Raw genomic sequence first — 25,097 nt, forward strand, 5'->3', positions numbered from 1 at the left:
CCTACCAATAACGATTGGTTTTTTACCAGGTTCCACCGATGTTGAACTGGAATTGCTCTGTTCTATCCCCTTTGTAATCTTTGACTGGCTTCGCATAAGAGAAAGATAGAGGCCCCAATGGTGATAACCATTGCAGTGCGATACCAGTAGAAACACGTATTCTATTGGGTTTACCGTAATCAGGTAAATCAGGGTAATTTACCCCATCGTAACTGTTGCTCCAGCTGGTATCCCATACTGTTCCCGCATCTACAAACAGAGATGTTCGTACAGAATTAGCATATTTTGCATCCAGGAACGGTGTTGGCGTAATCAGCTCGAAGTTGGCAACTGCTATCGCATTACCACCCACTGCATCCTGGAATGAACCTCTTGAGTTAACCTTAGGCTGGCCTCCCGGGCCTTTTTCAAGGTAAACCGCTTTTGGCCCAATGTTGTTAGGACGGAAACCACGGACGCTATTGGAGCCACCGGCATAAAAGTTCTCATAAAATGGCAGCTCCTTGCCCCCAATGCCACCACCATAACCCAATCGGGTACGTCCCATCATGACCCATGTACGATCTTCATCAATAGGATAGTAGCCGGAAGAGTTCAGCGTAACTTTATAGAACTGGTTATCAGAGCCAGGCACCGTGACTTTTGTATCCAAACCGGCTTTAACACCTGATGTTGGGAAGAAAGCACGGTCAAGGTTGTTATAGCTCCAGCCCACTGTCATTGTTACGTCATTGGCATCAAACCTGATTTTATCCGTGAAATCCGGCTTTTTATGCATTTTCTCCATATAGCGCCACATCGCTAACTGAGGACGTATATTAGACAACGAGTTATGAACATAACCTAATCGGAAATATAATGAGTTATTTTCATTCAGAGGAACGCCAAGAGAGCCATCTGTACCGTATGATTTATTGGTATAATTAGAAAGCGAGGCATCATCCGCACGGAAATCACTATAGAATATCCGCCCGCCTAAACTTACCCCGTCAACAGTGAAGTAAGGGTTAGTAAACGACAAGTCAGCCGATGTTGAATAATCATTCTTACTGGCGCTGATCCCAACCGCATTACCTGTACCCAGCCAGTTATCCTGCTGAACGCCGACCTGAAAACTCATGCCGCTTTCAGTACCGTAGCCAACAGAAAAGTTCATGCTGCCTGTGTTACGTTCTTTAACTTTATAAATGACGTCAACCTGATCCGGGCTACCCGGCACACGTTCGGTGGCAACATCAACAGTTTCAAAATAACCCAGACGATTGAGACGCTCTTTGCCATACTCAACTAAGTCACTACCCAGCCACGCCCCTTCCATCTGGCGCATTTCGCGACGCAATACCGAATCTTTACTGGTGGTATTACCAGAAAAACGAATATTACGTACATAAAAGCGGTTACCGGCATCCACATTGATATGCAACTTCACCGTCTTGTCGGCATCATTGATTTCAGGTTGTGTCATGACCCGAGGATAAGCGTAACCATAACGGCCAAGAAGCTGTTTGATTGCTGTTTCTATGTGGGTAACTTCTGTTCCGTTATACAGTGAACCCGGCTTAATAGTAGTCAGTTTTGTTATTTGAGCCTGATACCCTGCCAGATTACCACTAACATCAACACCTGAGATTTTATATTGATCCCCTTCAGTGACGTTGATAGTAATATAAATCCCTTTTTTATCAGGCGTCAGATTCACCTGAGTCGAATCAATATTAAACCGCGCATAGCCTCTATCAAGGTAGAAACTACGCAATTTCTCAAGGTCACCTTCTAATTTCTGCTTCTGATATTTCTGATCAGCCGTCAGATTCCACCACGGAACATCATCTCTGAGTTGGAAACTATCGAGTAACTCACTCGTTGAGAAATCTTTATTGCCAACAATGTTAATTTGCTGAATTTTGGCGGAGACACCCTCAGAAAAAACAAGTTTCAAGTCAACCCGATTACGGGGAAGTGGTGTAACAACAGCCTTCACTGTAGCGTTGTATTTACCGACGCTATAGTAAAAATCTTCCAGCCCTTTTTCGATATTCGACAGCATGGTGCGGTCAAGGGCTTCACCAACACGAACGCGCGATGCTTCAAGATTACTCTTGAGCATGTCATCTTTCACGGCCTTGTTACCGGAGAAAGTAATACTGGCGATGGTTGGCCGTTCTTTTACCTGAACAACCAGTGAATTACCATCACGCAAGACACGAACATCTTCAAAGTTTCCAGTCGCGAACAGGGCATGAATCATACGACTGATATCTTCATCGCTGACTGTATCACCTACGCGAACTGGCATATTCAATAATGCTGCACCAACGGTGACACGTTGAAGACCCTCAAAATGAATGTCCTGAACTACGAATCCGTCTGAACCGTATGCAGTGGCGCTGCCGAACAGCAGCGACGCTATGAGCAACTTTTTCATCGCCATCGTTGTTATGCGTTTTCCTAACTGGTCCCCCACCTAAAAGCGGGAGAAATCATTGAAAAGTGCAAGCCCCATTAATAACACCAGCAATATAGCACCAATGCGATAACTGAAGTCTTGTACACGCTCGGAAACTGGCCCTCCCTTGATCTTCTCGATAGCAAGGAAAAGCAAGTGTCCACCATCTAGTACAGGTAACGGGAACAAGTTTATGATCCCAAGATTGACGCTGATTAACGCCAAAAACATCAAATAATACACCAAGCCAGAATCCGCTGACACACCAGCACCCTTGGCTATGGAAATAGGGCCACTCAAATTATCAAGTTTCACATCCCCGACAATCAATTTGCCAATCATATTCACGGTCAGCTTGATCAATTGCCAGGTTTTCTCTCCAGCTTCATAAACGGAATAGAAAGGCCCATACTGCTGAACTGTTCTGTATTCATCAGCCAATGGAATAATTTTCAATTCAACTCCGGCAAAACCTTCTTCGCGCCCATCGGAAAGTTTCTTAGCCTCAGGTATCAATGACAGAGTCATCATACTGCCAGCTCTTGCAACATCAAGTTTCAGGGGAGTATTCGGATTCTTCCTGACGTAAGATGCAAAAGAGTGCCAAATATCTACGTTCTGGCCATCGACTTTAACGATCCTGTCCCCGCTTTGTAAACCCGCTTTTTCCGCCGCTGAGCCGGGATAAATTTTCTCTATCTGAGAACTAGGGTACGGAATAACAGGCATAATGCCTAAAGACAGCAGGATGTCCTGCCGGGACGGATCAAAAGCCCAGTGCCGTAAATCCAGAGTCTTTTGAATGGATTCCGAAGAATCCTCCGGGGCCACATCCAGCGACACAGAAGATTCTCCGACTTTACTTATCAAAGCGAGTCTTACTGAATTCCAGTCAGGAGTTTCGATGCCATCAACGGCTTTTAGTTCCATTCCGGGCAAAATATTTGCCTGGGCCGCAATCGAGTCAGGCTTAACATCCAAGATAACTGAACGAACCGAAGGTACGCCGATCACAAAAACCAGCCAGTAAGCAACAATAGCCAGAATAAAGTTTGCGATTGGCCCGGCACTGACAACTGCCGCCCTCTGCCCGATAGTTTTGTTATTGAACGCCATATGGCGGCGCTCAGGAGCGACAGTCTCAACTCTTTCATCGAGCATTTTGACATAGCCGCCTAAAGGAATAAGGGCAATAACGAATTCAGTTCCCTGTTTATCTGTACGACGCCAAAGCGCTTTACCAAACCCGATAGAAAAACGCTCAACGTAAATACCACACCGTCTGGCCACCCAAAAGTGACCAAATTCATGCACTGTAACAAGCACTCCCAATGCAACAATAAATGCAGCCAGATTCCAGAGAATATCCATTAATGTACCTTCAGAGACCAAATCCAGAAGAAACTAACATTACCAGGCCGGCAAAAACAGGTACTGCCGCCGTTAAACTGTCCACCCGGTCCATCACTCCGCCATGCCCCGGGATCAACTGACTGCTATCTTTAATACCCGATTCCCGTTTAAACATACTTTCGGTCAGATCACCAAAAACAGAGGCAATAACGACAACAGCAGAAATCAGCAACAAGTTTTCAGGCATCACTGGGACTGGAGCAAATTTACTGAATAACCAGGAAATAAGTGCCGCAGTCAGCAGCCCTCCGGCCAGCCCTTCAAGAGTTTTACCCGGGGATACTTTAGGTGCCATTTTGTGTTTACCTAATGTGCGCCCAAAGATATAAGCCCCTGAATCAGCGGCCCAAACCAGCAGCATCACATACAGCAGCCACCACGCACCATTATAGGTATTATTTTCATACCCCTGAGTGCGGAGAACCATCATTCCACAATAGAATGGCACAATAGTCAGAAAACCGAATAGCAGGCGCAATATAACGGAAGATTTCCAAATAGAAGCTGAAGCTGGATAAGCAACAACTAATATGACAGCGACAACCCACCAGAGCATTCCTGCCCATAAAAGATACAGAATTTGAGGTTTCTCAGTCAGGTGAGTAAAGTCTGCCAAAGAATGTTGTAAAGCAAGCAGCCCAGCGGCACACAATACTGCCAGTGCTATGCGTTTTGACTGTGTGAATAATCCGGCAAATTGCCCCCATTCCCATGCAGCGAGTGCTGAAACTGCAATGACAACCAGCCCGAACCCTGAAGGAGGAAGTAAAAACAGAGCTGCAACAACAAGGGGAATTAATATTAACGTAGTTAAAAGACGGTACTTCAGCAAGTTCTCCTCCTATGATCCCACTTCGGCATCGTCTGGCGTTCCGCCAAAACGGCGTTCTCGTTTAATAAAGGCATGAATAGCACCTTCAAAGGCTGTTTCATCAAAATCAGGCCAAAGTATATCGGTAAAATATAATTCTGCATAAGCTATCTGCCATAACAGGAAATTACTGATACGATGCTCGCCCCCGGTTCTGATCACTAAATCAACATCAGACTGCTGACTCAGGCTCATAAAACTGCTTACTGTTGACTCGGTAATGTCTTCAGGTTCAAGCTGATTTGCCCTGACTTTTTCAGCAACCTGCCTGACACTCTGAATTAAATCCCAACGACCGCCATAATTGGCAGCAATATTAAGCTGCAATCCGGTATTGCCCGCCGTCAACTCAACTGAACGGCGGATACGCTCCTGCAACCGTGAGCTGAACCGACTAATATCACCAATAACAGACAATTTCACATTGTGCTTATGTAAGCTCTTCACTTCATTATCGAGAGCAAAAACAAACAGTTCCATTAATGAACTGACTTCTTGTTGTGGACGATTCCAGTTTTCGCTACTGAAAGCATATAATGTCAGTGATTCGATATTATTTTTAACCGAAAAGCTCACAGCACTTCGTACAGCCTTAATCCCTGCACGATGACCAAAAACTCTTAACTTCCCACGCTTTTTTGCCCAACGCCCATTACCATCCATAATGATGGCAACATGTCTGGGTAATGACAGCGATGAGTCACAATCACTAGGAGATATCACTCAAACTAATCCTTAAATAATTAAGCTGACACTTTATAGCTCAAGAATTTCCACACATGAAAAAGCCGTGCCAACAATTATCACGGCTGTTTCTGGCATAGACCCGGTCGAAAACCTTTATCTCTGATACATGCTTTAAAAACAGATACCAAAATAAGCTAAATATTGAACTGGCTATTATAGCAACTACGATTTACCTGCGAACTATATCATTTGCCAAAATGCAAACAAACATATACTTATTAACAAAATTCGCTAGTTAGCAAAGGCGCCAATTGCCTCTTTCGCCAGAGTTCTTGCTATATGGTCGATTTCTAAGACCTCTTCAATGCTTTGAGGTTCAGGCAAATTTAATTTCTCTACAACCTGTCGATTCATCACCGCAATATCAGTGAAACGAATCTGATTCTGCAAAAAGGCACTCACTGTTTCTTCATTAGCGGCATTCAATGCAGTTGTTGCGGCCTGACCTTCATGACAGGCGTCAATCGCCAGTTTAAGGCAGGGATAACGACGATAATCCAGAGCTTCGAAAGTCAGTGTGCTGAGTTCAGTAAAATCCAGCGGTTTAGCGCCAGACTCAATGCGATTGGGATAAGCCATGCTATAAGCAATTGGCGTACACATATCCTGTGTGCCCAACTGTGCAATGATACTGCCATCCTGATAACGCACCATTGAGTGGATAACGGATTGTGGATGCAACAGAACTTCCATTTCATCAGCAGAAGCGTTGAACAGATGGCGGGCTTCAATATATTCCAGCCCTTTATTCATCATTGTTGCAGAATCAACGGAAATTTTACGACCCATTGACCAGATTGGGTGAGCACAAGCTTCATCGGGGGTGACAGAAGAGAATTTTTCCAGCGGCGTTTTACGGAATGGGCCGCCAGAACCGGTCAGAATAATACTGGAAATACCATGATCTTTTAATGTTGCATTACCAAGATTGTGTTGGACTGACTCAGGTAAACTCTGAAAAATGGCATTATGTTCGCTATCAATCGGCAACAACTGTGCTTTATATTGATTAACCGCCTCCATAAATAAACGCCCGCTGGTAATAAGCGATTCTTTGTTAGCCAGCAGAACCTGCTTACCTTTACGGATAGCCGCCAGTGTTGGCAGTAACCCCGCAATACCGACAATAGCAGACATAACCTGATCGACATCTTCCAGCGCGGCTAAATCACAGATAGCCTCTTTTCCAGACAGAACTTCAGTCTGGCAACCCTGTTCCTGCAATAACCGCCGCAATTCTGTTGCGGCATGTTCATCGGACATTGCGGCATACTGAGGCTGAAATTCCAGACACTGTTGTGCCATGACTCCACTATTTTTCCCGGCAACAAGTGCCACAACACGGAATTTATCTGGGTTCTTTCTGACAACTGAGAGTGTACTTGTCCCGATGGACCCCGTTGAGCCGAGGATAGTTAAGCGTTTCATATTAATACTCTGAGTATTCTACTGACATAATATCGCAATAGTTTGATCTGTCCTGATCGCTATGTCCATTGCCTGAGAAAGAAATGTGATACGAAATGTAATATTGATAATATTAAATGATAAGAATAACGCCGCAGGGCTGCGGCGTTAAGTTATGCCCGTTGTCTTTCAAGCTGCCTCTTTATTGACTGAGAAACAACCCGAAATCAACCAGGCATAGCAGAGAAATGGCAATTAGAATTCCATCAACTCTGTTTCTTTGTTCGCCAGTGCTTCATCAATCTTTTTAATGAAGGTATCAGTCAGTTTCTGAATATCGTCCTGTGAACGACGTTCTTCATCTTCGCTGATTTCTTTATCTTTCAGCAGTGCTTTAACTTTATCGTTAGCATCGCGGCGGATATTACGGATAGATACACGTCCCTGCTCTGCATCACCACGAACCACTTTGATCAAATCTTTACGACGTTCTTCAGTCAGTGGAGGCAGAGGAACACGAATAATGGTTCCGGCAGAAGATGGATTCAGACCCAAATCAGAAGCCATAATCGCTTTTTCAACAGCCGGAGTCATAGAACGATCAAATACTGTGATCGCTAAAGTACGTGCATCTTCAGCAACAACGTTCGCAATCTGACGCAATGGAGTCGCTGCGCCATAATATTCGATGCTGATGCCATCTAGCAGGCTAGGAGAAGCACGGCCAGTACGTACCTTGCTGATTTGGTTTTTCAGTGCTTCGACGCTTTTTTCCATGCGGTCTTGTGCGTCTTTCTTGATTTCATTAATCACGTTATAAACCCTTGGGAACTGGTTATTTTCTAGACCATACATGCCAGCATGGCATACTATGACCCTGTGTCATTAAATTTGGCGCATCAGGACGCTGATCATACCGTCAAATCTCACCGATGTCTCTGTGTACGAAGAAATCAGTCGTGAGAAATCAAGGTACCTTCATTTTCACCCATGACAACACGACGAAGTGCACCTGGTTTGTTCATATTGAAGACACGGATTGGCAGGTTATGATCGCGGGCCAGTGTAAAGGCAGCAAGATCCATAACTTTCAGTTCACGCTCCAATACATCCTGATAATCGAGTTTGTTATAAAGAACAGCTTCTGGATCTTTTGCAGGATCAGCGGAGTAGACCCCGTCAACTTTGGTTGCTTTTAACACAACATCCGCTTCAATCTCAATGCCGCGCAGACAAGCTGCGGAATCTGTCGTAAAGAACGGGTTGCCAGTACCTGCCGAGAAAATAACAACACGACCATGACGCAGTAAGCTGATAGCTTCAGCCCAGCTATAGTTATCACAAACGCCATTCAGCGGAATAGCGGACATCAGACGGGCGTTCACATAGGCGCGGTGTAAGGCATCACGCATTGCCAGACCATTCATTACTGTTGCCAACATGCCCATGTGGTCGCCGACTACACGGTTCATTCCTGCTTCAGCCAGACCGGCTCCGCGAAACAGGTTGCCTCCGCCAATAACGACGCCGACTTGAATACCCAGCTCAACCAGTTCTTTGATTTCCTGAGCCATGCGGTCTAAGACGCTAGCATCGATACCAAAACCTTCTGCGCCTTGCAGGGCTTCTCCACTGAGCTTAAGCAGGATTCTCTGATATACGGGTTTTGCATTGGTTGCCATGGTGTTTCAGTCCTAAGCAGATAAGGATTATTGGGGGTTACTACAATTATTCAGTTAATACACATCCATGCTATATAGCCAGATGTAAAAATTCTTCTTACTCTTCGTCTTTCAAGTTGCCTCTTTGTTGGCTGCGCTCGCTCACCCCGTTCACCGTTTTTATAAACATACGGTTATCTATGCTCTCGGGGATGAGTTCCCTTGCCGCCGCGATCCATCTTGAAATCCATTGGGTATAGATAAGACGGAACCGCCAATCGGCGGCTCCGTTAAGACAATTAAGCCTGTTTGCTCATTGCAGCAACTTCTGCTGCGAAGTCAGCTTCAACTTTCTCGATGCCTTCGCCAACTTCAAAACGGATGAAGTTGATAACTTTAGCGTTGTTCTCTTTCAGCAGAGCGCCAACAGTTTTGCTTGGGTCCATCACGAAGTTCTGACCATTCAGAGAGATTTCGCCGGTGAATTTGTTCATACGGCCAGAAACCATTTTCTCTGCGATTTCGCGTGGTTTGCCAGACTGCATTGCGATGTCCAGCTGGATCTGATGCTCACGCGCAACAACGTCAGCAGGAACGTCAGATGGGTCAACATATTCTGGTTTGCTTGCAGCAACGTGCATTGCAACGTGTTTGATCAGTTCTTCGTTTGCGCCTTCAGCCGCAACCAGAACACCGATACGAGCACCGTGCAGGTAAGAACCTACAGCTTCGCCTTCCAGAATAGCAACACGACGGATGTTGATGTTTTCACCGATTTTAGCAACCAATTCAGTACGCTGTTCTTCGAACTTAGCTTTCAGTGCATCGATGTCAGAATTTTTGTCAGCCATAACGGAAGTGATAACTTCTTTACCGAATGCCAGGAAGCCAGCATCTTTAGCAACGAAGTCAGTTTCACAGTTCAGTTCAACGATACCTGCGAATTTAGCATCTGCTGAAACTTCAACCAGGATAACGCCTTCAGCTGCAACACGGCCTGCTTTTTTAGCCGCTTTTGCCTGACCGGATTTACGCATGTTATCGATAGCCAGCTCGATATCACCATTCGCTTCAACCAGTGCCTTTTTACATTCCATCATGCCTGCGCCAGTACGCTCACGCAGTTCTTTTACCAGAGCAGCGGTAATGTCAGCCATTTGTTTAATTCCTCGATGTGTCTCGCGGGAAGATAATATTCCGCGTGGAAAGTTATCAGATAATATCCTTCGTCTTTCAAGCTGCCTCTTTGTTGGCTGCGCTCGTTCACCCCAGTCACATAGTTATCTATGCTCCCGGGGATTCTCTTCCTTGCCGCCGCGATGCAACTCGAAATCCATTGGGTATAGTTCTATATCAGATATGTAAAGGGGGCCTTGACAGGCCCCCTAACCAATATATTTCAATACCTGGTCAATAAGGGCTCAGAAATGAGCATGCCTTATTATTCAGCGTCTACAAGACCTTCTTCAGCCTGAACAGCCAGATCCTGTGAACGGCCTTCACGAACAGAAGTCGCAGCAGCAGTCAGGTACAGTTTTACTGCACGGATTGCATCGTCGTTACCAGGGATAATGAAATCAACGCCATCTGGATCAGAGTTAGTATCAACAACAGCGAATACTGGGATACCCAGGTTGTTTGCTTCTTTGATAGCGATGTGTTCATGTTCAGCATCGATAACAAACAGAGCATCAGGCAGGCCGCCCATGTCTTTGATACCGCCCAGGCTGTTTTCCAGTTTGCCAAGCTCACGAGAACGCATCAGCGCTTCTTTCTTAGTCAGCTTGTCAAAAGTACCGTCCTGAGACTGAGCTTCCAGATCTTTCAGACGCTTGATTGACTGACGAACAGTTTTCCAGTTAGTCAGCATACCACCTAACCAACGGTGGTTAACGAAGTATTGGTCACAGCCCAGAGCTGCTTCTTTTACTGCTTCGCTTGCAGCACGCTTGGTGCCAACAAACAGAATTTTGCCTTTACGGGAAGCAATTTTGTTCAGCTCAGCCAAAGCATCGTTGAACATTGGAACAGTTTTTTCCAGGTTGATGATATGAACTTTGTTACGAGCGCCAAAGATGAAAGGTTTCATTTTTGGGTTCCAGTAACGAGTCTGGTGACCGAAGTGAACGCCCGCTTGCAGCATATCGCGCATGGAAACAGTTGCCATTTTAGACCTCTATAAAGTTAATTGGGGTTATGCCTCCACAGATCCCATGACACCGACTCTTTAACTGTGTGCTATTCATACCGCATGAAAGAGATTCATACGAATTAGTCACATGAGAGCACCCCGGTGTATGTGCCGATCCGTGTGTGTTATTTACACAAATGAGTTTATTTAGCATTTCTGAAATATTGCTTCCACAGGAAACAATTACACAGAATACCGGCGCGCTTTATACCATAATCCGGCCCTATACACCAACATTTGTTATCGCTTTCTGACGTCTTAGCAATCAACGGTTACCCAATGGATTTCATGATGCAGCGCGACGGCAAGGGAGTGACAAATTCGTCGGGAACGAATTTGCCCAGCCAAAGGCTGCCCTCCGGTGAGAGGCAGGAGCCTCTCAGTAATCCCCGGGAGCATTGATAACTGTATATTTATAAAAACGGTGACTGGGGTGAGTGAGCGTAGCCAACAAAGCTGCAACTTGAAATACGACGGGTATATTGTTAGATATCAGGCAGGCTGATACCATTAACTCCATCATTTTTTCATTAACTAATATCAAAGAATCGGTGATTTACCGGTTCTAATGGACTGATTTCATGGCTATTACTATCAAAACAGACGAAGATATTCAGAAAATGCGCGTTGCCGGTCGTCTGGCAGCTGAAGTTCTGGAGATGATCGAGCAACACGTTAAAGCAGGTGTTACCACGGGTGAACTTGATCGGATTTGCCACGAACACATCACTAATAAACAACAGGCTATTTCTGCCTGTCTGGGTTATCACGGTTTTCCTAAATCAGTCTGTATTTCGGTCAATGACGTGATTTGCCACGGTATTCCAAGTGATGACAAGGTACTGAAAGACGGCGATATCGTTAATATCGATGTTACTGTTATTAAAGATGAATTTCACGGTGATACCTCCAAAATGTTCATCGTTGGTAAACCAACGATTCAAGGCGAACGTCTGTGCCGTGTGACTCAGGAAAGTCTGTACCTTGCACTGAAAATGGTGAAACCGGGTATCCGTCTGCGTACTATCGGCAAAGCGATTCAGCAATATGTGGAAGGGAATGATTTCTCCGTAGTTCGTGAATATTGTGGTCACGGTATTGGCCGGGTTTTCCACGAAGAACCGCATGTACTTCATTACGATGCCGATGATGGCGGGGTTGTGCTGCAAAAAGGCATGGCTTTCACCATCGAACCCATGGTCAATGCGGGTGATTATCGTATCCGTACCATGAAAGATGGCTGGACTGTCAAAACCAAAGATCGCGGCTGGTCTGCACAATACGAGCACACTATTGTCGTTACTGACAACGGCTGCGAAATCATGACATGGCGCAAAGAGGAAGAAGCACAGATTTCAGCGGTATTGGTTAACGCGTAATCGCTTAACGAACAGTTACGTAAACCAACCACAGATTAATCGATAACAATCTGCTGACATAATTTGCTCCTCCTGCCAAAGATCCCGTTGTCAGGATAGCATTGCCAAATGAAGCCCTTGTACATAAACTGTCCTCACAGGGCTTCATCATCGACTACAAACGCCTGCCCATCTCCCAGTTTCTTATCATAGGTTTCTGAATATGCCAGTTGATATTGCTTTTGCGCACGCCCCGATTCCTCCTGTCTCTCCGGTAGAATTTTCATGTGATGATCTGCAATGCCCGGTGCTGAAGCAGCATATTGATGAGTTTCAACTGTGGCTTGAACAGGCATTCAAAGCGGGTATTTCCCCGACCGCACTGATTTATGCACGTAGTGATTATATTGATAAACTTCTGACCCGGTTGTGGCAGCAGTATGGGTTTGATCAGATAGATACTCTTTCCCTGATTGCCGTTGGGGGTTATGGAAGACGCGAGTTGCACCCTCTTTCAGATATCGATCTGCTGATTCTGAGTGAACATCCGCTGACTGAAGAACAATCAAGCCAGATTGGACGCTTTATTGCTCTGCTCTGGGATATTCGTCTGGATGTCGGCCACAGTGTCAGAACTCTCGAAGAGTGCCTTGAAAAAGGGCTTTCCGATCTGACTATCGCCACTAACTTAGTGGAATCCCGCTTAATTTGTGGTGATTTACCTCTGTTCCTGCGCTTACAAAAACACATTTTCAGTGATGACTTCTGGCCATCAGCCCAATTTTTTGCCTCCAAGCTCACCGAACAGAAAAATCGTCATCAGCGATACCACAGTACCAGCTACAATCTGGAACCCGATATAAAAAGCAGCCCAGGGGGATTACGTGATATCCATACTCTCCTTTGGGTGGCTCACCGTCATTTCGGGGCGACATCTTTAGATGAAATGGTCGATTTTGGTTTTCTGACTCACGAAGAGCGGGATGAATTAAACGAATGCCAGAATTTTCTCTGGCGTATCCGTTTTGCCCTCCATCTGTCTGTTACCCGTTACGATAACCGTCTATTGTTTGAACAGCAGTTTAGTGTCGCTCAGCTTCTCGGCTATAAAGGCGAACATAATCAGCCTGTTGAACGTATGATGAAAGATTTCTATCGCGTGACCCGCCGAGTCAGCGAATTGAACGACATGCTGTTGCAACTGTTTGATGAAGCAATCCTGACACTACAGCCAGATGAAAAACCCCGTCCCCTGAATGAGGCCTTTCAGTTACGGGGAGATCTTATCGATGTTATTGATGAATCACTGTTTACCCGTGATCCTGCCTCAATTCTGAAAATGTTTTATCACATGGCCGTTCACCGGGAAATTAACGGGATCTATTCCACTACGTTACGCCAGCTTCGCTATGCCCGCCGGAACCTTAAGCAGCCATTGTGCGAACTTCCTCAGGCACGAAAAATTTTTATGGCAATCCTGAGGCACCCTCACGCTGTCAAAAGTGCTTTGCTGCCAATGCATCGTCACAGTGTATTAAGTGCCTATACTCCGCTTTGGAGCAACATAGTCGGCCAAATGCAGTTTGACCTGTTCCATGCTTATACCGTCGACGAGCACACCATCCGGTTATTGCAGAAACTGGAAAGTTTTGCCGATGAAAATAACCGCATACTTCACCCTGTGTGTATTGAACTCTACCCACGCATACCGCAGCCTGAATTACTGCGGTTGGCCGCTTTTTTCCATGATATTGCCAAAGGGCGCAATGGCGACCACTCCGAGCTGGGAGCGAAAGATGCGTTTGCCTTCGCCAAACAGCATGGATTGACAACTTACGAAGCTGAATTGGTGGAGTGGCTTGTTCGCTATCATTTACTGATGTCAATCACTGCCCAACGACGGGATATTCAGGACCCCGAAGTCATCCAGCAATTTGCCTGTCAGGTCAAAAATCAGAACCGCCTGAATTACCTGCTTTGCCTTACTGTTGCCGATATCTGTGCCACAAACGCCAAACTATGGAACAGCTGGAAACAGAGCCTGCTGCGCGAACTTTATTTCGCGACTGAAACCCAGCTACTTAAGGGGATACAAAATACGCCTGATTTACGGGAGCGTATCCGGCATAACCGCTTGCAGGCTTTGGCACTGTTACGTCAGGAAGCGATTGACGAAGAAAGACTGCATAATATCTGGAGCCGCTGCCACGCAGATTATTTTTTGCGTCATACGCCGGATCAACTGGCATGGCATGCCAGCCATTTAGTTAACCATCAATATCCTGATCCAATGGTATTGATCAGTACTTCATTTTCTCATGGAGGAACGGAAATATTTATCTGGTGTCAGGATAGACCTTCTCTTTTCGCGGCTGTCGTGGGGGAATTAGATCGGCGCAATTTAAGTGTTCATAATGCCCAGATCTTTACTAATCGGGACGAAATGGCAATGGATACCTTTGTCATACTGGATCCGAATGATCATTCTCTGGCGCCTGACCGCCATGAACCTATCCGCCAGTCTTTGCTCAAAGCCATTAACGATCCTCATCCGAAAGCACCCAAAACGCGTAAATTACCGGCTAAATTACGCCACTTTGACGTGCCTCCCAAAATCAGTTTCTTAACGTCACAAAATACCCGACGCACTTATATGGAACTCGTCGCTCTGGACCAACCCGGCTTACTGGCCAAAGTCGGCAGTATTTTTGCCGAATTAGGAATTTCCCTACATGGTGCGCGCATTACAACCATCGGTGAGCGGGTAGAGGATTTTTTTGTACTGACGGATAAAGATTATTTGGCACTGGATAAAAAAATCAAAGATGAATTGTCAGAAAGGTTGACAGAAGCCCTTAACACCAAGGATAAAGTATAGCATTCACTAACCAATATTTGACTAAGAATAAAGGATCCCTTACCAATGCAGCAAATACAACCTATTGCCGAGCTAATGAGCATTATTGAAAATGCATTTGAAAACCGTACCAGCATCACTCCAGCAACTGTTGACGAAACAACACGTGATGCCATCAATCAAGTCATTCAAATGTTGGACAGCGGTAAACTGCGTGTCGCTGAAAAAATCGCAGGTGAGTGGGTAACACATCAGTGGCTGAAAAAAGCAGTCCTACTCTCTTTCCGCATTAATGACAATCAGGTTATGGAAGGTGCTGAAAGCCGCTATTTCGATAAAGTACCGATGAAATTTGCTGATTATGATCAGGCACGTTTCGAAAAAGAAGGCTTCCGTGTCGTACCACCAGCAGCAGTACGTCAGGGCGCCTACATCGCACGTAATACTGTATTAATGCCATCTTACGTCAACCTGGGCGCTTATGTGGATGAAGGAACAATGGTCGATACATGGGCAACCGTAGGTTCCTGTGCGCAAATCGGTAAAAATGTTCACTTGTCCGGCGGTGTCGGCATTGGTGGTGTTCTGGAACCACTACAGGCCAACCCGACTATCATTGAAGACAACTGCTTTATCGGTGCACGCTCTGAGATTGTGGAAGGGGTTATCGTAGAAGAAGGTTCTGTGATCTCAATGGGTGTTTACATCGGCCAAAGTACCAAAATCTATGATCGTGAAACCGGCGAAATCCATTATGGCCGAGTACCTGCGGGTTCTGTCGTCGTATCCGGTAACCTGCCTTCCAAAGATGGCAGCTACAGCCTGTATTGTGCTGTTATCGTGAAAAAGGTCGATGCCAAAACCCGTGGCAAAGTGGGTATCAATGAATTGCTGCGAAATATTGATTAAATTTTAAAAGTTGAGCCATCTTTTGGGATGGCTCAACTTTACTGACTGGATAATACCCAGCATCATTTCGTTCATTTAAATGAATAGTGCAGTTATCAAATTAATAAATATCTCTTCAACCGATATTAGTTTAGTTATCCTTTAAGTTTAATAAGCAAGCCTGTTACTTTTTGTACAACCCCTCTCTGACAATTAACTGATTGACTTTCGACAAACTCGAAATGGATAATAAATCCGCTGTTTTCTTGATATTTTCCATTTCATTTAGGTGACTAGGTGACGCGCTATGTACGATAACTTGAAGAGTTTAGGGATTACTCACCCTGAAGATATTGATCGCTATAGCCTCCGTCAGGAAGCGAATAACGACATTCTTAAGATTTATTTTCGCAAAGATAGGGGTGAATTTTTTGCCAAAAGCGTTAAATTCAAATACCCACGCCAGCTCAAAACTGTCTCTGACGATAATACAGGGCAAGGTTACAAAGAAGTTAAAGAGATCAACACCAACCTGCGTTATGTGCTGGAAGAATTGGATCAGATTTGTAAACGTGAACAGGCAGAAGTGGATTTGAAACACAAAATCCTCGACGACTTACGTCACCTTGAGCATGTCGTTGCCAATAAGATCGCAGAAATAGAAGCAGATTTAGAAAAACTGACCCGCAAGTAATGATATCAGCAGTGTCATACACCGCTTATCCCTTTTCTGGCAGCAAAGAGATAAAGGGTATAAGCGGTATAATCAACGGCATGAGCGGGAGCGTCTATAATAAATTTCCCCACTCCTCAACCCAGCCCTGAGCAAAAACTTCCGGCTCAACTACCTCAAGAGCATCAATCTGCAGAATTTCACCGATCCGCTTAGCGCCTTGCTCTTGTAACAGCGCATCAAAGATATGACCTCCTCCACAGAAAGTGTCATAACTACTGTCTCCCAGCGCAATAAGGCCGTAACGTAAATCAGGCTGATAACCCAGTTGATCATTCAATTCAGCATAAAGCGGCTGGATATTATCAGGCAAATCCCCCTGTCCGGTTGTAGATGTCACAACCAGTACTACCTGCTGTAAGTATTCCTGCCATTGCTCCAGAGTTGCCTCTTCAAATACTTCAGCCTCATGCCCCTGCTGCTCAAGAATTTGCTGAGCTTCTTCGGCAACAGCCAATGCATTGCCATAAACTGTACCAACGAAAATACCAATCTTTGCCATAGATATGATCCCTTCATTCTGTTTGATACTGCTTTAGTCGTTGAACCTTTATTTTTTCAGGCGGCTATTCTGTCGGCTGTAATTCACAAGCAACCGGATGTGAACATTCCAGTTCCGGTACAAGGCCTTGCCAGCCAAATTGTTCAAGCAAATGCTGCCATGAAGAATCCCAACGGGCGGTCAATAACAACTCCTGGCCTGTTACCGGATGCCTGAGTTGAAGGTGGCTTGCATGCAGCATTAATCTGCCTGTCTGATAATATTTAGCAACTCCTCGATTCTGACGCAAATCCCCGTGTGTGGTATCCCCAATAATGGGATGGCGGATATGTGACATATGTCGTCGTAGTTGGTGCTTACGCCCGGTTTTGGGTTTTAGTTCTAATAAGCTGAAACGTGATGTTGGGTAACGCCCTATTTCAACCGGACACTCAATTTTTGCCAGTGCGCGGTAATGAGTAATGGCAGATTGCGCTTCCCTGTCCGTATCAGCGAATTTATCCGCAATTTTATCCAACTCCTCCATTAATGCGTAGTCGATAATCTCCTCTCCTTCGACATAACCACGCACAACTGCATGATACGTTTTTTGTACCTGCTGATGTTCGAATTGCTGGGAGAGTGTTCGGGCCACATCGCTTGACAGCCCCATCAGCAAAACACCGGATGTTGGCCTGTCCAGCCGATGAACAGGAAAAACATGCTGACCAATCTGGTCACGCAGTGTCTGCATAACAAAAACGGTTTCATGACGCGCCAGCCAACTACGATGAACCAACCAGCCCGCCGGCTTATTTACTGCAACAATGTGTTCATCCTGATAGATAATATCCAGCATTATCAACTATTCCCCGTCAGATCATCCGGTGTAAACAGGTTGTCCAGTTCACGCAAATGCTCAAGTAACGGTAAATAGCGCTCAGTCTCTTCTTTATAGACTTCTTCAAAGTAGGGAGCGATTGCAAATGATGTTGGTAAGCTAGCTTTTTGCTCAATCAGTGCACTCATTCTGGGAATTAATACCCATTGGAGCCATTCTTCCGCCGCCATCGTATCAATAGAAAAAGGCTCTGTGCTTTCGAAAGCTTCTGGTTTGGGCGGGTAACTCTGCCATAAGCCAGCGGTTTTCATCGTGGCTTCAATGAGCTGTAATTTGTGGAGGATTTGTTTCTCGATACTCATGATTATTATCTTATCCTGACTGTGACCCCAATAGCAGGAACGGCCATTGTGTCATTAAATCGTAAGAGTATCACTGTTCAATCTCAGCGAAAAATATGTGGCAGCATAAAATGCCACAAAACAAAATAAGAGGGGAGACAGAATCTCCCCTCTTATTTGATTATTATAGCAATCCGGCTAAATTGATCGCTTCCTGCGCATTCCCTGACAAAGTACTTCCCTGTCTGTTATTCCTTAAAAGATCATTATATTGATAGTATCTGGCAGTCCTGCCCGAACCGAATCATCCTTGAGTCACCTTCCTGATGACATAATTCCTTAATAATTTTGTCGCTGTGATTCCTAGCGGAACAACAAAATAATCGTCGATTCAGTGGCTTGAAACAAGCTACCTGAATTGTCAGAAAAAGCATTTCACCAAAAAGATATCTTGATAATAATTTGCATATTATTGATATAAAATAAAAATAATATTTATCAGAGGTATTGATACGATGATTAAGAGACATATCTCACATCACATGTGAGATATGTCTTACAAAAAAGTAAACTGATATCTGCACCTATGAAGATACCACAGGGGTAGCAGCAGAAAGGAAAGCGGCTAAATCAGCAGATAATACGGTTCGTTCCTTACTGCCAAATTGCTCAAGTATGACCTGACCTGTCAGATTACATACAGAAATCAGCCCCATGTCAGAATCCGTTGTACCAATAAATACCGTCGGTGAGAGTTTCAGGCGCTTTTGCGTCACAAGATGGCCTATCAAATTTTCCTGTAGCCGGACAAAATCATCCTCACTCCATACCTGAATCAAACTGAAGCTCAATCCATCAAAACTGGCAGACATGTCGCCCGCTAACTGAGTGACATAATAATCGTGAATAGAATTCTGCAAACAGATATCCAGTGCATTTTCTACCTTACTGAGTTTATCCGCTGGAGTAAAAGGCTTCGGAAGCCAGTGCACCACCTCATCTCCTGTCCGTTCGATACAGGGGGACGGCACACCATATAATTCACTACTCGCTGGCGGTAATCCGGTTTCCTCCTGCCACAATTCAACATAGCGTCGGGTAAAATCAGCAAGTGCTTCTGTCACATTGAAGGTCATATGTTTGTTTCTTCCATTTTTCTGTCTGTTACTCGTATTCTGCGTATTCCTATACGGTTTTAAGCAAAATAACAACTATACACTTCGTCTTTCAAGTTGCCTCTTTGTTGGCTGCGCTCGTTCACCCCAGTCACATAGTTATCTATGCTCCTGGGGATTTACTCGCTTGCTGCCGCGACGCATCTTGAAATCCATTGTGTATAAAAATAGTGTCATCACTTCCATAAAATAATGGTATCAGGCTCTACACTATTTATAACAGTAAAGAGAATCATCTCCCTTCAAGTAATATTATGCCGTGTACTTGGCCTGAATTTATAGCCAAGGGATGAATAAAACCATCGCTAATAAGTCACAAGTTAAAACAAAAATAGCATTAATATAAAAAATAATACCTCTTGCCATCCACATTATAAATGTGGATTCAAAATAGTGATTTTATTTATATCCTACAAGGTAATAACATAATGAACATAAAAAATAAAAATCCAAATAAATTAAATAAAGAAAATAAGAATAAAAAAACAAACCTGACATTAACTGATTTCCCTAAAGACGTAAAATTGATATATAGAGAATTCATTAACTGGTCAGAAGAAATTTATTCGAATCATATTCCATGCTGTATCCCTAAATCAGACAAAGAAATTATTTTAGTTGTTAATTGGGCGTGGAAAAAAAATTATAAACTGAGAGTGGTGGGAGAGTCACATAACTGGTCGCCTTTGATTATTTCAGCTCAGGAACAAAATAGTCATCAAGTCATGCTCATGGATCTTAGGCAGCACTTTAATCAAGTAAGCATTAAACATCTTCCTGATTATGCCATTGTCACTGCGCAGGCTGGTGTATTAATGGAAACACTCATGACAAAAATGGAAGAGCAAGGGGTTGGTTTTACCGCAACTCCGGCACCCGGTGATTTAACTCTCGGCGGAGTACTGGCAATCGGTGGGCATGGAACAAGTGTTAAAGCGCTGAATGAAGAAACGCAACCCGGCCATAACTATGGCTCAATCAGTAACTCTGTCCTATCTCTGTCTGCCGTCGTTTGGGATGAAAAAAGCGAACAATATATTATCAGGAACTTTAAGCGCAATGACCCTGAGTGCGCTCCTCTTCTCGTGAATTTAGGCTGTTCCCTGATTTTACATGCTGAGCTTCAGGCTGGTAAAAACCAGCGTCTTCGGTGTGAAAGTATTACTGATATTCCGGCGACAGAACTATTTGCACTTTCTCAAGATAAAAAAAATAAAAAAACTTTTAGTCACTTTCTGGATAAAAGTGGGCGTGCTGAAGCTATTTTATTCCCATTCACTGCTAACCCTTGGTTAAAAGTATGGAGTATTGCACCGAAAAAGCCTACTTCCAGTATTGAAGTGACCCAACCGTACAACTATCCATTTTCTGATAATATCCCTGTTCAAATATCTCAGCTCATTAAACAGATAACCCATGATAATCCGAACCTCACTCCTATATTTTCCCATCTTCAGTACGCAGTCATGCTAGGTTATTTTTTAGCTACTGGAAATGATATCTGGGGCTGGAGCAAAAATTTACTGTTATATGTTAAACCAACAACATTACGTGTTACTGCAAATGGTTATGCCATATTAACCAGCCGCAGCAATATTCAAAAAGTTCTCCATCTCTTTTATTCCCAATGGCAATCCTTAATGCAGGAATACCAGAATCAGGGTAAATTCCCTGTCAACGGACCCATTGAGATCCGGATTACAACACTGGATGAACCTTCTGAAGTGGTGCAGGAAAATGCTGTAGTACCGAGTCTATCGGCTATTCGCCCACGTCAGGATCGTCCAGAGTGGGATGTCGCTATTTGGCTCGATGTGTTAACCCATCCAGATACCCAATATTCTGCTGAATTTTATAACAGGCTTGAAGCATGGATGTTTAAAGAATTTGATGACACTTACGCGTCTATTCGTGTTGAATGGAGTAAAGGCTGGGGATACAGCAAAGAGGGCGCATGGGCTAATGAGGATATACTGACCAAAAAAATCCCGGCCTCATTTACGGATGGATTACCCGCTGATAATAATTGGCATTCGGCAATTAATACCTTACAGAAATTTGATCCGCACAATCTGTTCAGATCGCCATTATTAGAGAAGTTAATTTCTTCCAAATAAAAGCGAATACTCTATATTAGTTATCTAATTATATCCCACGGGATGAATAATTCAGCCCGTTTAAGAATCTGTTCTGATTTAGATGGCAATTATCGGGCTGAGTTTCTTGAAAATGCGCAATAAAAATACGAATTATCAATATTCCTTGATACACTACTGCTTGTATTCAAAACAATAACCTCCGCCCTATCGCTCTTAAATGCAGGGTATATTACCTTTGAGGAATCTTATGTCTTTGTATCAAGATAATCAGGCACTCTCCCAACTTACTCTCGGCAAACCAACTTCCTACTGTGATACCTATGAACCTGCATTACTACAGGCCGTTCCCCGCAGTATGAACCGTGAGCCACTTGGATTGTATCCTGATAATCTGCCGTTTTACGGCGCAGACATCTGGACAATGTACGAACTGTCATGGCTCAATTCGCGGGGTGTTCCTCAAGTTGCCATCGGACATGTCAGTCTGAACGCTGCCAGTGAAAATCTTATCGAGTCAAAAAGTTTCAAGCTCTATCTGAATAGCTTTAACCAAACCCGCTTCGCGGATTGGGAGACCGTCCAGCAAACGCTGCAACGGGACTTGTCTGCCTGTGCTAACGGTGAGATTGACGTTGTTTTATATCCTCTGCATGATTTCAATCAACAGCCAATTGCCGATTTTGAAGGTAAATGTATTGATAATCAGGATATTGAAATTGATGATTATCAATTCAATCGCGATTATCTTAATGGGGCAGCGACAGGGCCTGTTGTTGATGAAGTTTTGGTCAGCCATCTATTAAAATCAAATTGTCTGATCACAAACCAGCCTGATTGGGGTTCAGTACAAATTCGCTATAAAGGCCCGAAAATCGATCAGGAAAAATTATTGCGTTATCTGGTTTCCTTCCGTCACCACAACGAGTTCCATGAACAGTGTGTTGAACGTATTTTCAACGATTTAATGCAGTTATGTGCGCCGGAAAAACTCACTGTTTATGCGCGTTATACCCGCCGGGGCGGGTTGGATATCAATCCGTGGCGCAGTAATGACTCATTTGTACCGCCAACCGGCAGGCTAGCCCGTCAGTAATCGCTGAATCCACACCGATGGCATACATCTGTATGCCATCCGGTAACCTAACGGGCTGACTTTTAAACCAGATACATTCAATTATACACAATGGATTTCAAGATGAGTCACGGCGGCAAGCGAGTAAATCCCCGGGAGCATAGATAACTATGTGACTGGGGTGAACGAGCGCGGCCAACAAAGAGGCAACTTGAAAGACGAAGTGTATAGTCCCTACAAATTTCAGGTAGAACCATTATTGAGAACCCCCTATTGGGGTATAAAGGAGCCATTCTTGATTACACATGTCAGCCCGTTAGGGTCAATGGATTTACTCTCTCAGCTTGAGGTGGATACCCTTAAACGCACAGCAAGCAGTGATCTGTACCGCCTTTTCCGCAATTGCTCACTCGCCGTGCTCAACTCTGGTAGCCAGACTGATAACAGCAAAGAACTACTATCAAAACATAAAGATTTTGATATTAACGTCCTGCGTAGAGAGCGGGGAGTTAAACTGGAGCTGGTCAATCCACCGGAAGAAGCATTTGTTGATGGCAAAATTATCCGTTCTCTGCGGGCAAATTTATTCGCAGTATTGCGGGATATTCTGTTTGTTCATGCGCAGATTACCGATGCCCAAAAAGCCGACTCTCTGAATCTGAAAAATGGTATGCATATTACCAATACCGTTTTCTCTATCCTGCGCAATGCCAAAGCACTGCATCTTGCTGAAAACCCGAATATGATCGTCTGCTGGGGCGGGCATTCTATCAATGAACAAGAATATCTGTATGCCCGTAAAGTCGGTAATGAGCTTGGCTTACGGGAGCTGAATATTTGTACCGGCTGTGGAGCGGGTGCAATGGAAGCACCGATGAAAGGTGCTGCGGTCGGTCATGCGCAACAGCGCTATAAAAATAGCCGTTTTATTGGTATTACAGAACCTTCCATTATTGCTGCTGAGCCGCCCAACCCACTGGTTAATGAATTGATCATCATGCCAGATATCGAAAAGCGGCTGGAAGCCTTCGTTCGTATTGCTCACGGTATTATCATCTTCCCCGGAGGTGTGGGAACAGCAGAAGAGCTGCTTTATCTGCTGGGGATCCTGATGCACCCTGAAAATGAAAATCAGGTATTACCTCTGGTCTTAACCGGGCCAAAAGAGAGTGCCGATTATTTTCATGTTCTGGATGAATTTATTGTCAACACTCTGGGTGAACAGGCTCGCCGTCACTACCAGATTATTGTGGATGACCCATTAGAAGTGGCCAGAGTGATGAAAACTGCGATGCCACTGGTCAAGGAAAATCGCCGCTCAACCGGTGATGCCTACAGTTTTAACTGGGCAATGAAAATCCCTCATGATTTGCAGCATCCTTTTGACCCTAACCATGAAAACATGGCGAATCTGGATTTACATCTGGAGCAGTCAACGGAAAAACTGGCAGCGGCACTTAGACGGGTATTTTCTGGTATCGTAGCGGGCAATGTGAAAGAGTTCGGCATTCAGGCTATCGAAAAGCACGGGGTGTTCGAGATTCACGGTGATGCTGAAATTATGCGCCGGATGGATAGCCTGCTGGAAGATTTTGTGAAGCAGAATCGCATGAAACTTCCGGGTGGCACAGCTTATGAGCCATGTTATAAAATCATCAGATAAATAACGGCAGATTACCTGCCTCATCAAAACCCAGTGAGGCAGTCGCCAGGGAATAAGTCCACGGATGGAATAAGAAATTATGATACACCTTTTGATTGTAGATGCCCTGAATTTGATCCGACGTATTCATGCTGTGCAGGGAACGCCTTGCGTTGCCGCCTGTGAACATGCGTTGAAGCAACTAATCTCTCACTCTTCTCCAACCCATGCCGTAGCCGTATTTGACGAAGATGATCGCTACCATAGCTGGCGCCATCAGTTACTTCCCAATTACAAAGCGGGGCGCTCGGCGATGCCGGAAGATTTACAACAGGAAATGCCGCAAATTAAACAGGCATTCAATGCGTTGGGGGTGGCCAGTTGGCATGCTGAAGGGCATGAAGCAGATGATTTAGCGGCAACGCTGGCAACCAAAGTTGCCGCTACAGGGCATCGGGTTACCATTGTTTCGACAGATAAAGGCTATTGCCAGCTACTTTCTCCGAATATCCAAATCCGTGATTACTTCCAGAAACGCTGGCTGGATTTACCTTTTGTACAGCAGGAGTTTGGAGTTTCTCCTGCTCAGTTACCCGATTACTGGGGGCTGGCGGGGATCAGCAGCAGCAAAATTCCGGGAGTTCAGGGCATTGGTCCCAAAACAGCCGTTACTTTGCTGCAACAGGCGGGTTCGTTAGATAACCTCTTCCGGGATTTGGAAGCTCAACCGGAGAAATGGCGTAATAAATTGGCGTCTGACAAAGAAATGGCCTATATCTGCCGTGAAGTTGCTTCGTTAAAAACCGATTTATCCCTGCATGGTAACTTGCAACAACTTAGGCTGAACCGTCTCTGAATCAAATTCGGGTAACGA

Annotated in this window: 21 protein-coding genes; 8 read left to right on the plus strand and 13 right to left on the minus strand. The window is 44.6% G+C overall.

The window, feature by feature from the left end:
• Positions 1 to 22 precede the first annotated feature (22 nt).
• The 9 genes from bamA to rpsB all read right to left on the minus strand — a co-directional run bounded on the left by bamA (position 23) and on the right by rpsB (position 10,712).
• Complete coding sequence (bamA, locus tag AACS92_RS16660; protein WP_099108908.1) at positions 23 to 2,431, minus strand: outer membrane protein assembly factor BamA; 2,409 nt, start codon at positions 2,429 to 2,431, stop codon at positions 23 to 25.
• Positions 2,432 to 2,464: 33 nt separating this feature from the next.
• Positions 2,465 to 3,817 (minus strand): sigma E protease regulator RseP, encoded by a 1,353-nt coding sequence (gene rseP, locus AACS92_RS16665; RefSeq protein WP_099108909.1) that lies wholly within the window; start codon positions 3,815 to 3,817, stop codon positions 2,465 to 2,467.
• 10 nt (positions 3,818 to 3,827) lie between these two features.
• Positions 3,828 to 4,691: a phosphatidate cytidylyltransferase gene (gene cdsA / locus AACS92_RS16670; RefSeq protein ID WP_099108910.1), complete on the minus strand. Its 864-nt coding sequence runs from the start codon at positions 4,689 to 4,691 to the stop codon at positions 3,828 to 3,830.
• Between the two features lie 9 nt (positions 4,692 to 4,700).
• The gene (gene ispU / locus AACS92_RS16675; protein WP_099108911.1) at positions 4,701 to 5,453 is read right to left on the minus strand and encodes a (2E,6E)-farnesyl-diphosphate-specific ditrans,polycis-undecaprenyl-diphosphate synthase; all 753 of its coding nucleotides are present in this window, start codon (positions 5,451 to 5,453) and stop codon (positions 4,701 to 4,703) included.
• Positions 5,454 to 5,708: 255 nt separating this feature from the next.
• Entirely contained in the window at positions 5,709 to 6,905 is a 1,197-nt protein-coding gene (ispC, locus tag AACS92_RS16680) for a 1-deoxy-D-xylulose-5-phosphate reductoisomerase (RefSeq protein WP_099108912.1), read from the minus strand.
• Positions 6,906 to 7,139: 234 nt separating this feature from the next.
• Positions 7,140 to 7,697, minus strand: coding sequence for a ribosome recycling factor (gene frr, locus AACS92_RS16685; protein WP_099108913.1), 558 nt, complete (start codon positions 7,695 to 7,697; stop codon positions 7,140 to 7,142).
• Positions 7,698 to 7,837: 140 nt separating this feature from the next.
• Positions 7,838 to 8,566, minus strand: coding sequence for a UMP kinase (gene pyrH / locus AACS92_RS16690; protein WP_086955305.1), 729 nt, complete (start codon positions 8,564 to 8,566; stop codon positions 7,838 to 7,840).
• Positions 8,567 to 8,844: 278 nt separating this feature from the next.
• Complete coding sequence (tsf, locus tag AACS92_RS16695) at positions 8,845 to 9,702, minus strand: translation elongation factor Ts (RefSeq protein ID WP_099108914.1); 858 nt, start codon at positions 9,700 to 9,702, stop codon at positions 8,845 to 8,847.
• Between the two features lie 284 nt (positions 9,703 to 9,986).
• The gene (gene rpsB / locus AACS92_RS16700) at positions 9,987 to 10,712 is read right to left on the minus strand and encodes a 30S ribosomal protein S2 (RefSeq protein WP_099108916.1); all 726 of its coding nucleotides are present in this window, start codon (positions 10,710 to 10,712) and stop codon (positions 9,987 to 9,989) included.
• Between the two features lie 605 nt (positions 10,713 to 11,317).
• On the opposite strand from rpsB, the gene map reads away from it, so the two are divergent.
• The 4 genes from map to AACS92_RS16720 all read left to right on the plus strand — a co-directional run bounded on the left by map (position 11,318) and on the right by AACS92_RS16720 (position 16,533).
• Positions 11,318 to 12,115 (plus strand): type I methionyl aminopeptidase, encoded by a 798-nt coding sequence (map, locus tag AACS92_RS16705; protein ID WP_099108917.1) that lies wholly within the window; start codon positions 11,318 to 11,320, stop codon positions 12,113 to 12,115.
• 202 nt (positions 12,116 to 12,317) lie between these two features.
• A complete protein-coding gene (glnD, locus tag AACS92_RS16710; RefSeq protein WP_099108918.1) occupies positions 12,318 to 14,972 on the plus strand; it encodes a bifunctional uridylyltransferase/uridylyl-removing protein GlnD in 2,655 nt (884 codons plus the stop codon).
• Between the two features lie 45 nt (positions 14,973 to 15,017).
• Positions 15,018 to 15,860 carry a 2,3,4,5-tetrahydropyridine-2,6-dicarboxylate N-succinyltransferase gene (gene dapD, locus AACS92_RS16715; RefSeq protein WP_369800371.1) on the plus strand — a complete coding sequence of 281 codons (843 nt, stop codon included), beginning with the start codon at positions 15,018 to 15,020 and terminating at the stop codon, positions 15,858 to 15,860.
• 286 nt (positions 15,861 to 16,146) lie between these two features.
• Entirely contained in the window at positions 16,147 to 16,533 is a 387-nt protein-coding gene (locus AACS92_RS16720) for a DUF3461 family protein (RefSeq protein ID WP_099108919.1), read from the plus strand.
• A gap of 94 nt (positions 16,534 to 16,627) precedes the next feature.
• Here the strand turns inward: AACS92_RS16720 and AACS92_RS16725 are convergent, their stop codons facing one another.
• The 4 genes from AACS92_RS16725 to syd all read right to left on the minus strand — a co-directional run bounded on the left by AACS92_RS16725 (position 16,628) and on the right by syd (position 19,371).
• Positions 16,628 to 17,074 carry a flavodoxin gene (locus AACS92_RS16725; protein WP_099108920.1) on the minus strand — a complete coding sequence of 149 codons (447 nt, stop codon included), beginning with the start codon at positions 17,072 to 17,074 and terminating at the stop codon, positions 16,628 to 16,630.
• Positions 17,075 to 17,138: 64 nt separating this feature from the next.
• Complete coding sequence (gene truC / locus AACS92_RS16730; RefSeq protein WP_099108921.1) at positions 17,139 to 17,912, minus strand: tRNA pseudouridine(65) synthase TruC; 774 nt, start codon at positions 17,910 to 17,912, stop codon at positions 17,139 to 17,141.
• A 2-nt stretch (positions 17,913 to 17,914) separates the two neighbouring features.
• Positions 17,915 to 18,256 (minus strand): YqcC family protein, encoded by a 342-nt coding sequence (locus AACS92_RS16735; protein WP_099108922.1) that lies wholly within the window; start codon positions 18,254 to 18,256, stop codon positions 17,915 to 17,917.
• A gap of 563 nt (positions 18,257 to 18,819) precedes the next feature.
• Positions 18,820 to 19,371 carry a SecY-interacting protein gene (gene syd, locus AACS92_RS16740; protein WP_099108923.1) on the minus strand — a complete coding sequence of 184 codons (552 nt, stop codon included), beginning with the start codon at positions 19,369 to 19,371 and terminating at the stop codon, positions 18,820 to 18,822.
• 467 nt (positions 19,372 to 19,838) lie between these two features.
• On the opposite strand from syd, the gene AACS92_RS16745 reads away from it, so the two are divergent.
• From AACS92_RS16745 to xni, 4 genes are all read left to right on the plus strand, one after another.
• The gene (locus AACS92_RS16745; protein WP_099108924.1) at positions 19,839 to 21,527 is read left to right on the plus strand and encodes a cholesterol oxidase substrate-binding domain-containing protein; all 1,689 of its coding nucleotides are present in this window, start codon (positions 19,839 to 19,841) and stop codon (positions 21,525 to 21,527) included.
• Positions 21,528 to 21,756: 229 nt separating this feature from the next.
• Positions 21,757 to 22,602, plus strand: a complete 846-nt coding sequence (gene queF / locus AACS92_RS16750) for an NADPH-dependent 7-cyano-7-deazaguanine reductase QueF (RefSeq protein WP_099108925.1) — start codon at positions 21,757 to 21,759, stop codon at positions 22,600 to 22,602.
• Positions 22,603 to 22,876: 274 nt separating this feature from the next.
• Positions 22,877 to 24,244, plus strand: coding sequence for a nucleotide 5'-monophosphate nucleosidase PpnN (gene ppnN, locus AACS92_RS16755; protein WP_099108926.1), 1,368 nt, complete (start codon positions 22,877 to 22,879; stop codon positions 24,242 to 24,244).
• A 76-nt stretch (positions 24,245 to 24,320) separates the two neighbouring features.
• Complete coding sequence (gene xni / locus AACS92_RS16760) at positions 24,321 to 25,079, plus strand: flap endonuclease Xni (protein WP_099108927.1); 759 nt, start codon at positions 24,321 to 24,323, stop codon at positions 25,077 to 25,079.
• The last annotated feature ends 18 nt before the right edge of the window (positions 25,080 to 25,097 follow it).

Origin of the sequence: Xenorhabdus sp. KJ12.1 (assembly GCF_963876495.1) — a bacterium.
GTDB lineage: Bacteria > Pseudomonadota > Gammaproteobacteria > Enterobacterales > Enterobacteriaceae > Xenorhabdus > Xenorhabdus stockiae.

Bases quoted from the DNA above. Each gene is read 5' to 3' on its own strand.
- bamA (WP_099108908.1), bottom strand. From the start codon at position 2,431: ATGGCGATGAAAAAGTTGCTCATAGCGTCGCTGCTGTTCGGCAGCGCC.
- rseP (WP_099108909.1), bottom strand. From the start codon at position 3,817: ATGGATATTCTCTGGAATCTGGCTGCATTTATTGTTGCATTGGGAGTG.
- ispC (WP_099108912.1), bottom strand. From the start codon at position 6,905: ATGAAACGCTTAACTATCCTCGGCTCAACGGGGTCCATCGGGACAAGT.
- pyrH (WP_086955305.1), bottom strand. From the start codon at position 8,566: ATGGCAACCAATGCAAAACCCGTATATCAGAGAATCCTGCTTAAGCTC.
- tsf (WP_099108914.1), bottom strand. From the start codon at position 9,702: ATGGCTGACATTACCGCTGCTCTGGTAAAAGAACTGCGTGAGCGTACT.
- rpsB (WP_099108916.1), bottom strand. From the start codon at position 10,712: ATGGCAACTGTTTCCATGCGCGATATGCTGCAAGCGGGCGTTCACTTC.
- map (WP_099108917.1), top strand. From the start codon at position 11,318: ATGGCTATTACTATCAAAACAGACGAAGATATTCAGAAAATGCGCGTT.
- glnD (WP_099108918.1), top strand. From the start codon at position 12,318: ATGCCAGTTGATATTGCTTTTGCGCACGCCCCGATTCCTCCTGTCTCT.
- dapD (WP_369800371.1), top strand. From the start codon at position 15,018: ATGCAGCAAATACAACCTATTGCCGAGCTAATGAGCATTATTGAAAAT.
- AACS92_RS16720 (WP_099108919.1), top strand. From the start codon at position 16,147: ATGTACGATAACTTGAAGAGTTTAGGGATTACTCACCCTGAAGATATT.
- AACS92_RS16725 (WP_099108920.1), bottom strand. From the start codon at position 17,074: ATGGCAAAGATTGGTATTTTCGTTGGTACAGTTTATGGCAATGCATTG.
- truC (WP_099108921.1), bottom strand. From the start codon at position 17,912: ATGCTGGATATTATCTATCAGGATGAACACATTGTTGCAGTAAATAAG.
- AACS92_RS16735 (WP_099108922.1), bottom strand. From the start codon at position 18,256: ATGAGTATCGAGAAACAAATCCTCCACAAATTACAGCTCATTGAAGCC.
- syd (WP_099108923.1), bottom strand. From the start codon at position 19,371: ATGACCTTCAATGTGACAGAAGCACTTGCTGATTTTACCCGACGCTAT.
- AACS92_RS16745 (WP_099108924.1), top strand. From the start codon at position 19,839: ATGAACATAAAAAATAAAAATCCAAATAAATTAAATAAAGAAAATAAG.
- queF (WP_099108925.1), top strand. From the start codon at position 21,757: ATGTCTTTGTATCAAGATAATCAGGCACTCTCCCAACTTACTCTCGGC.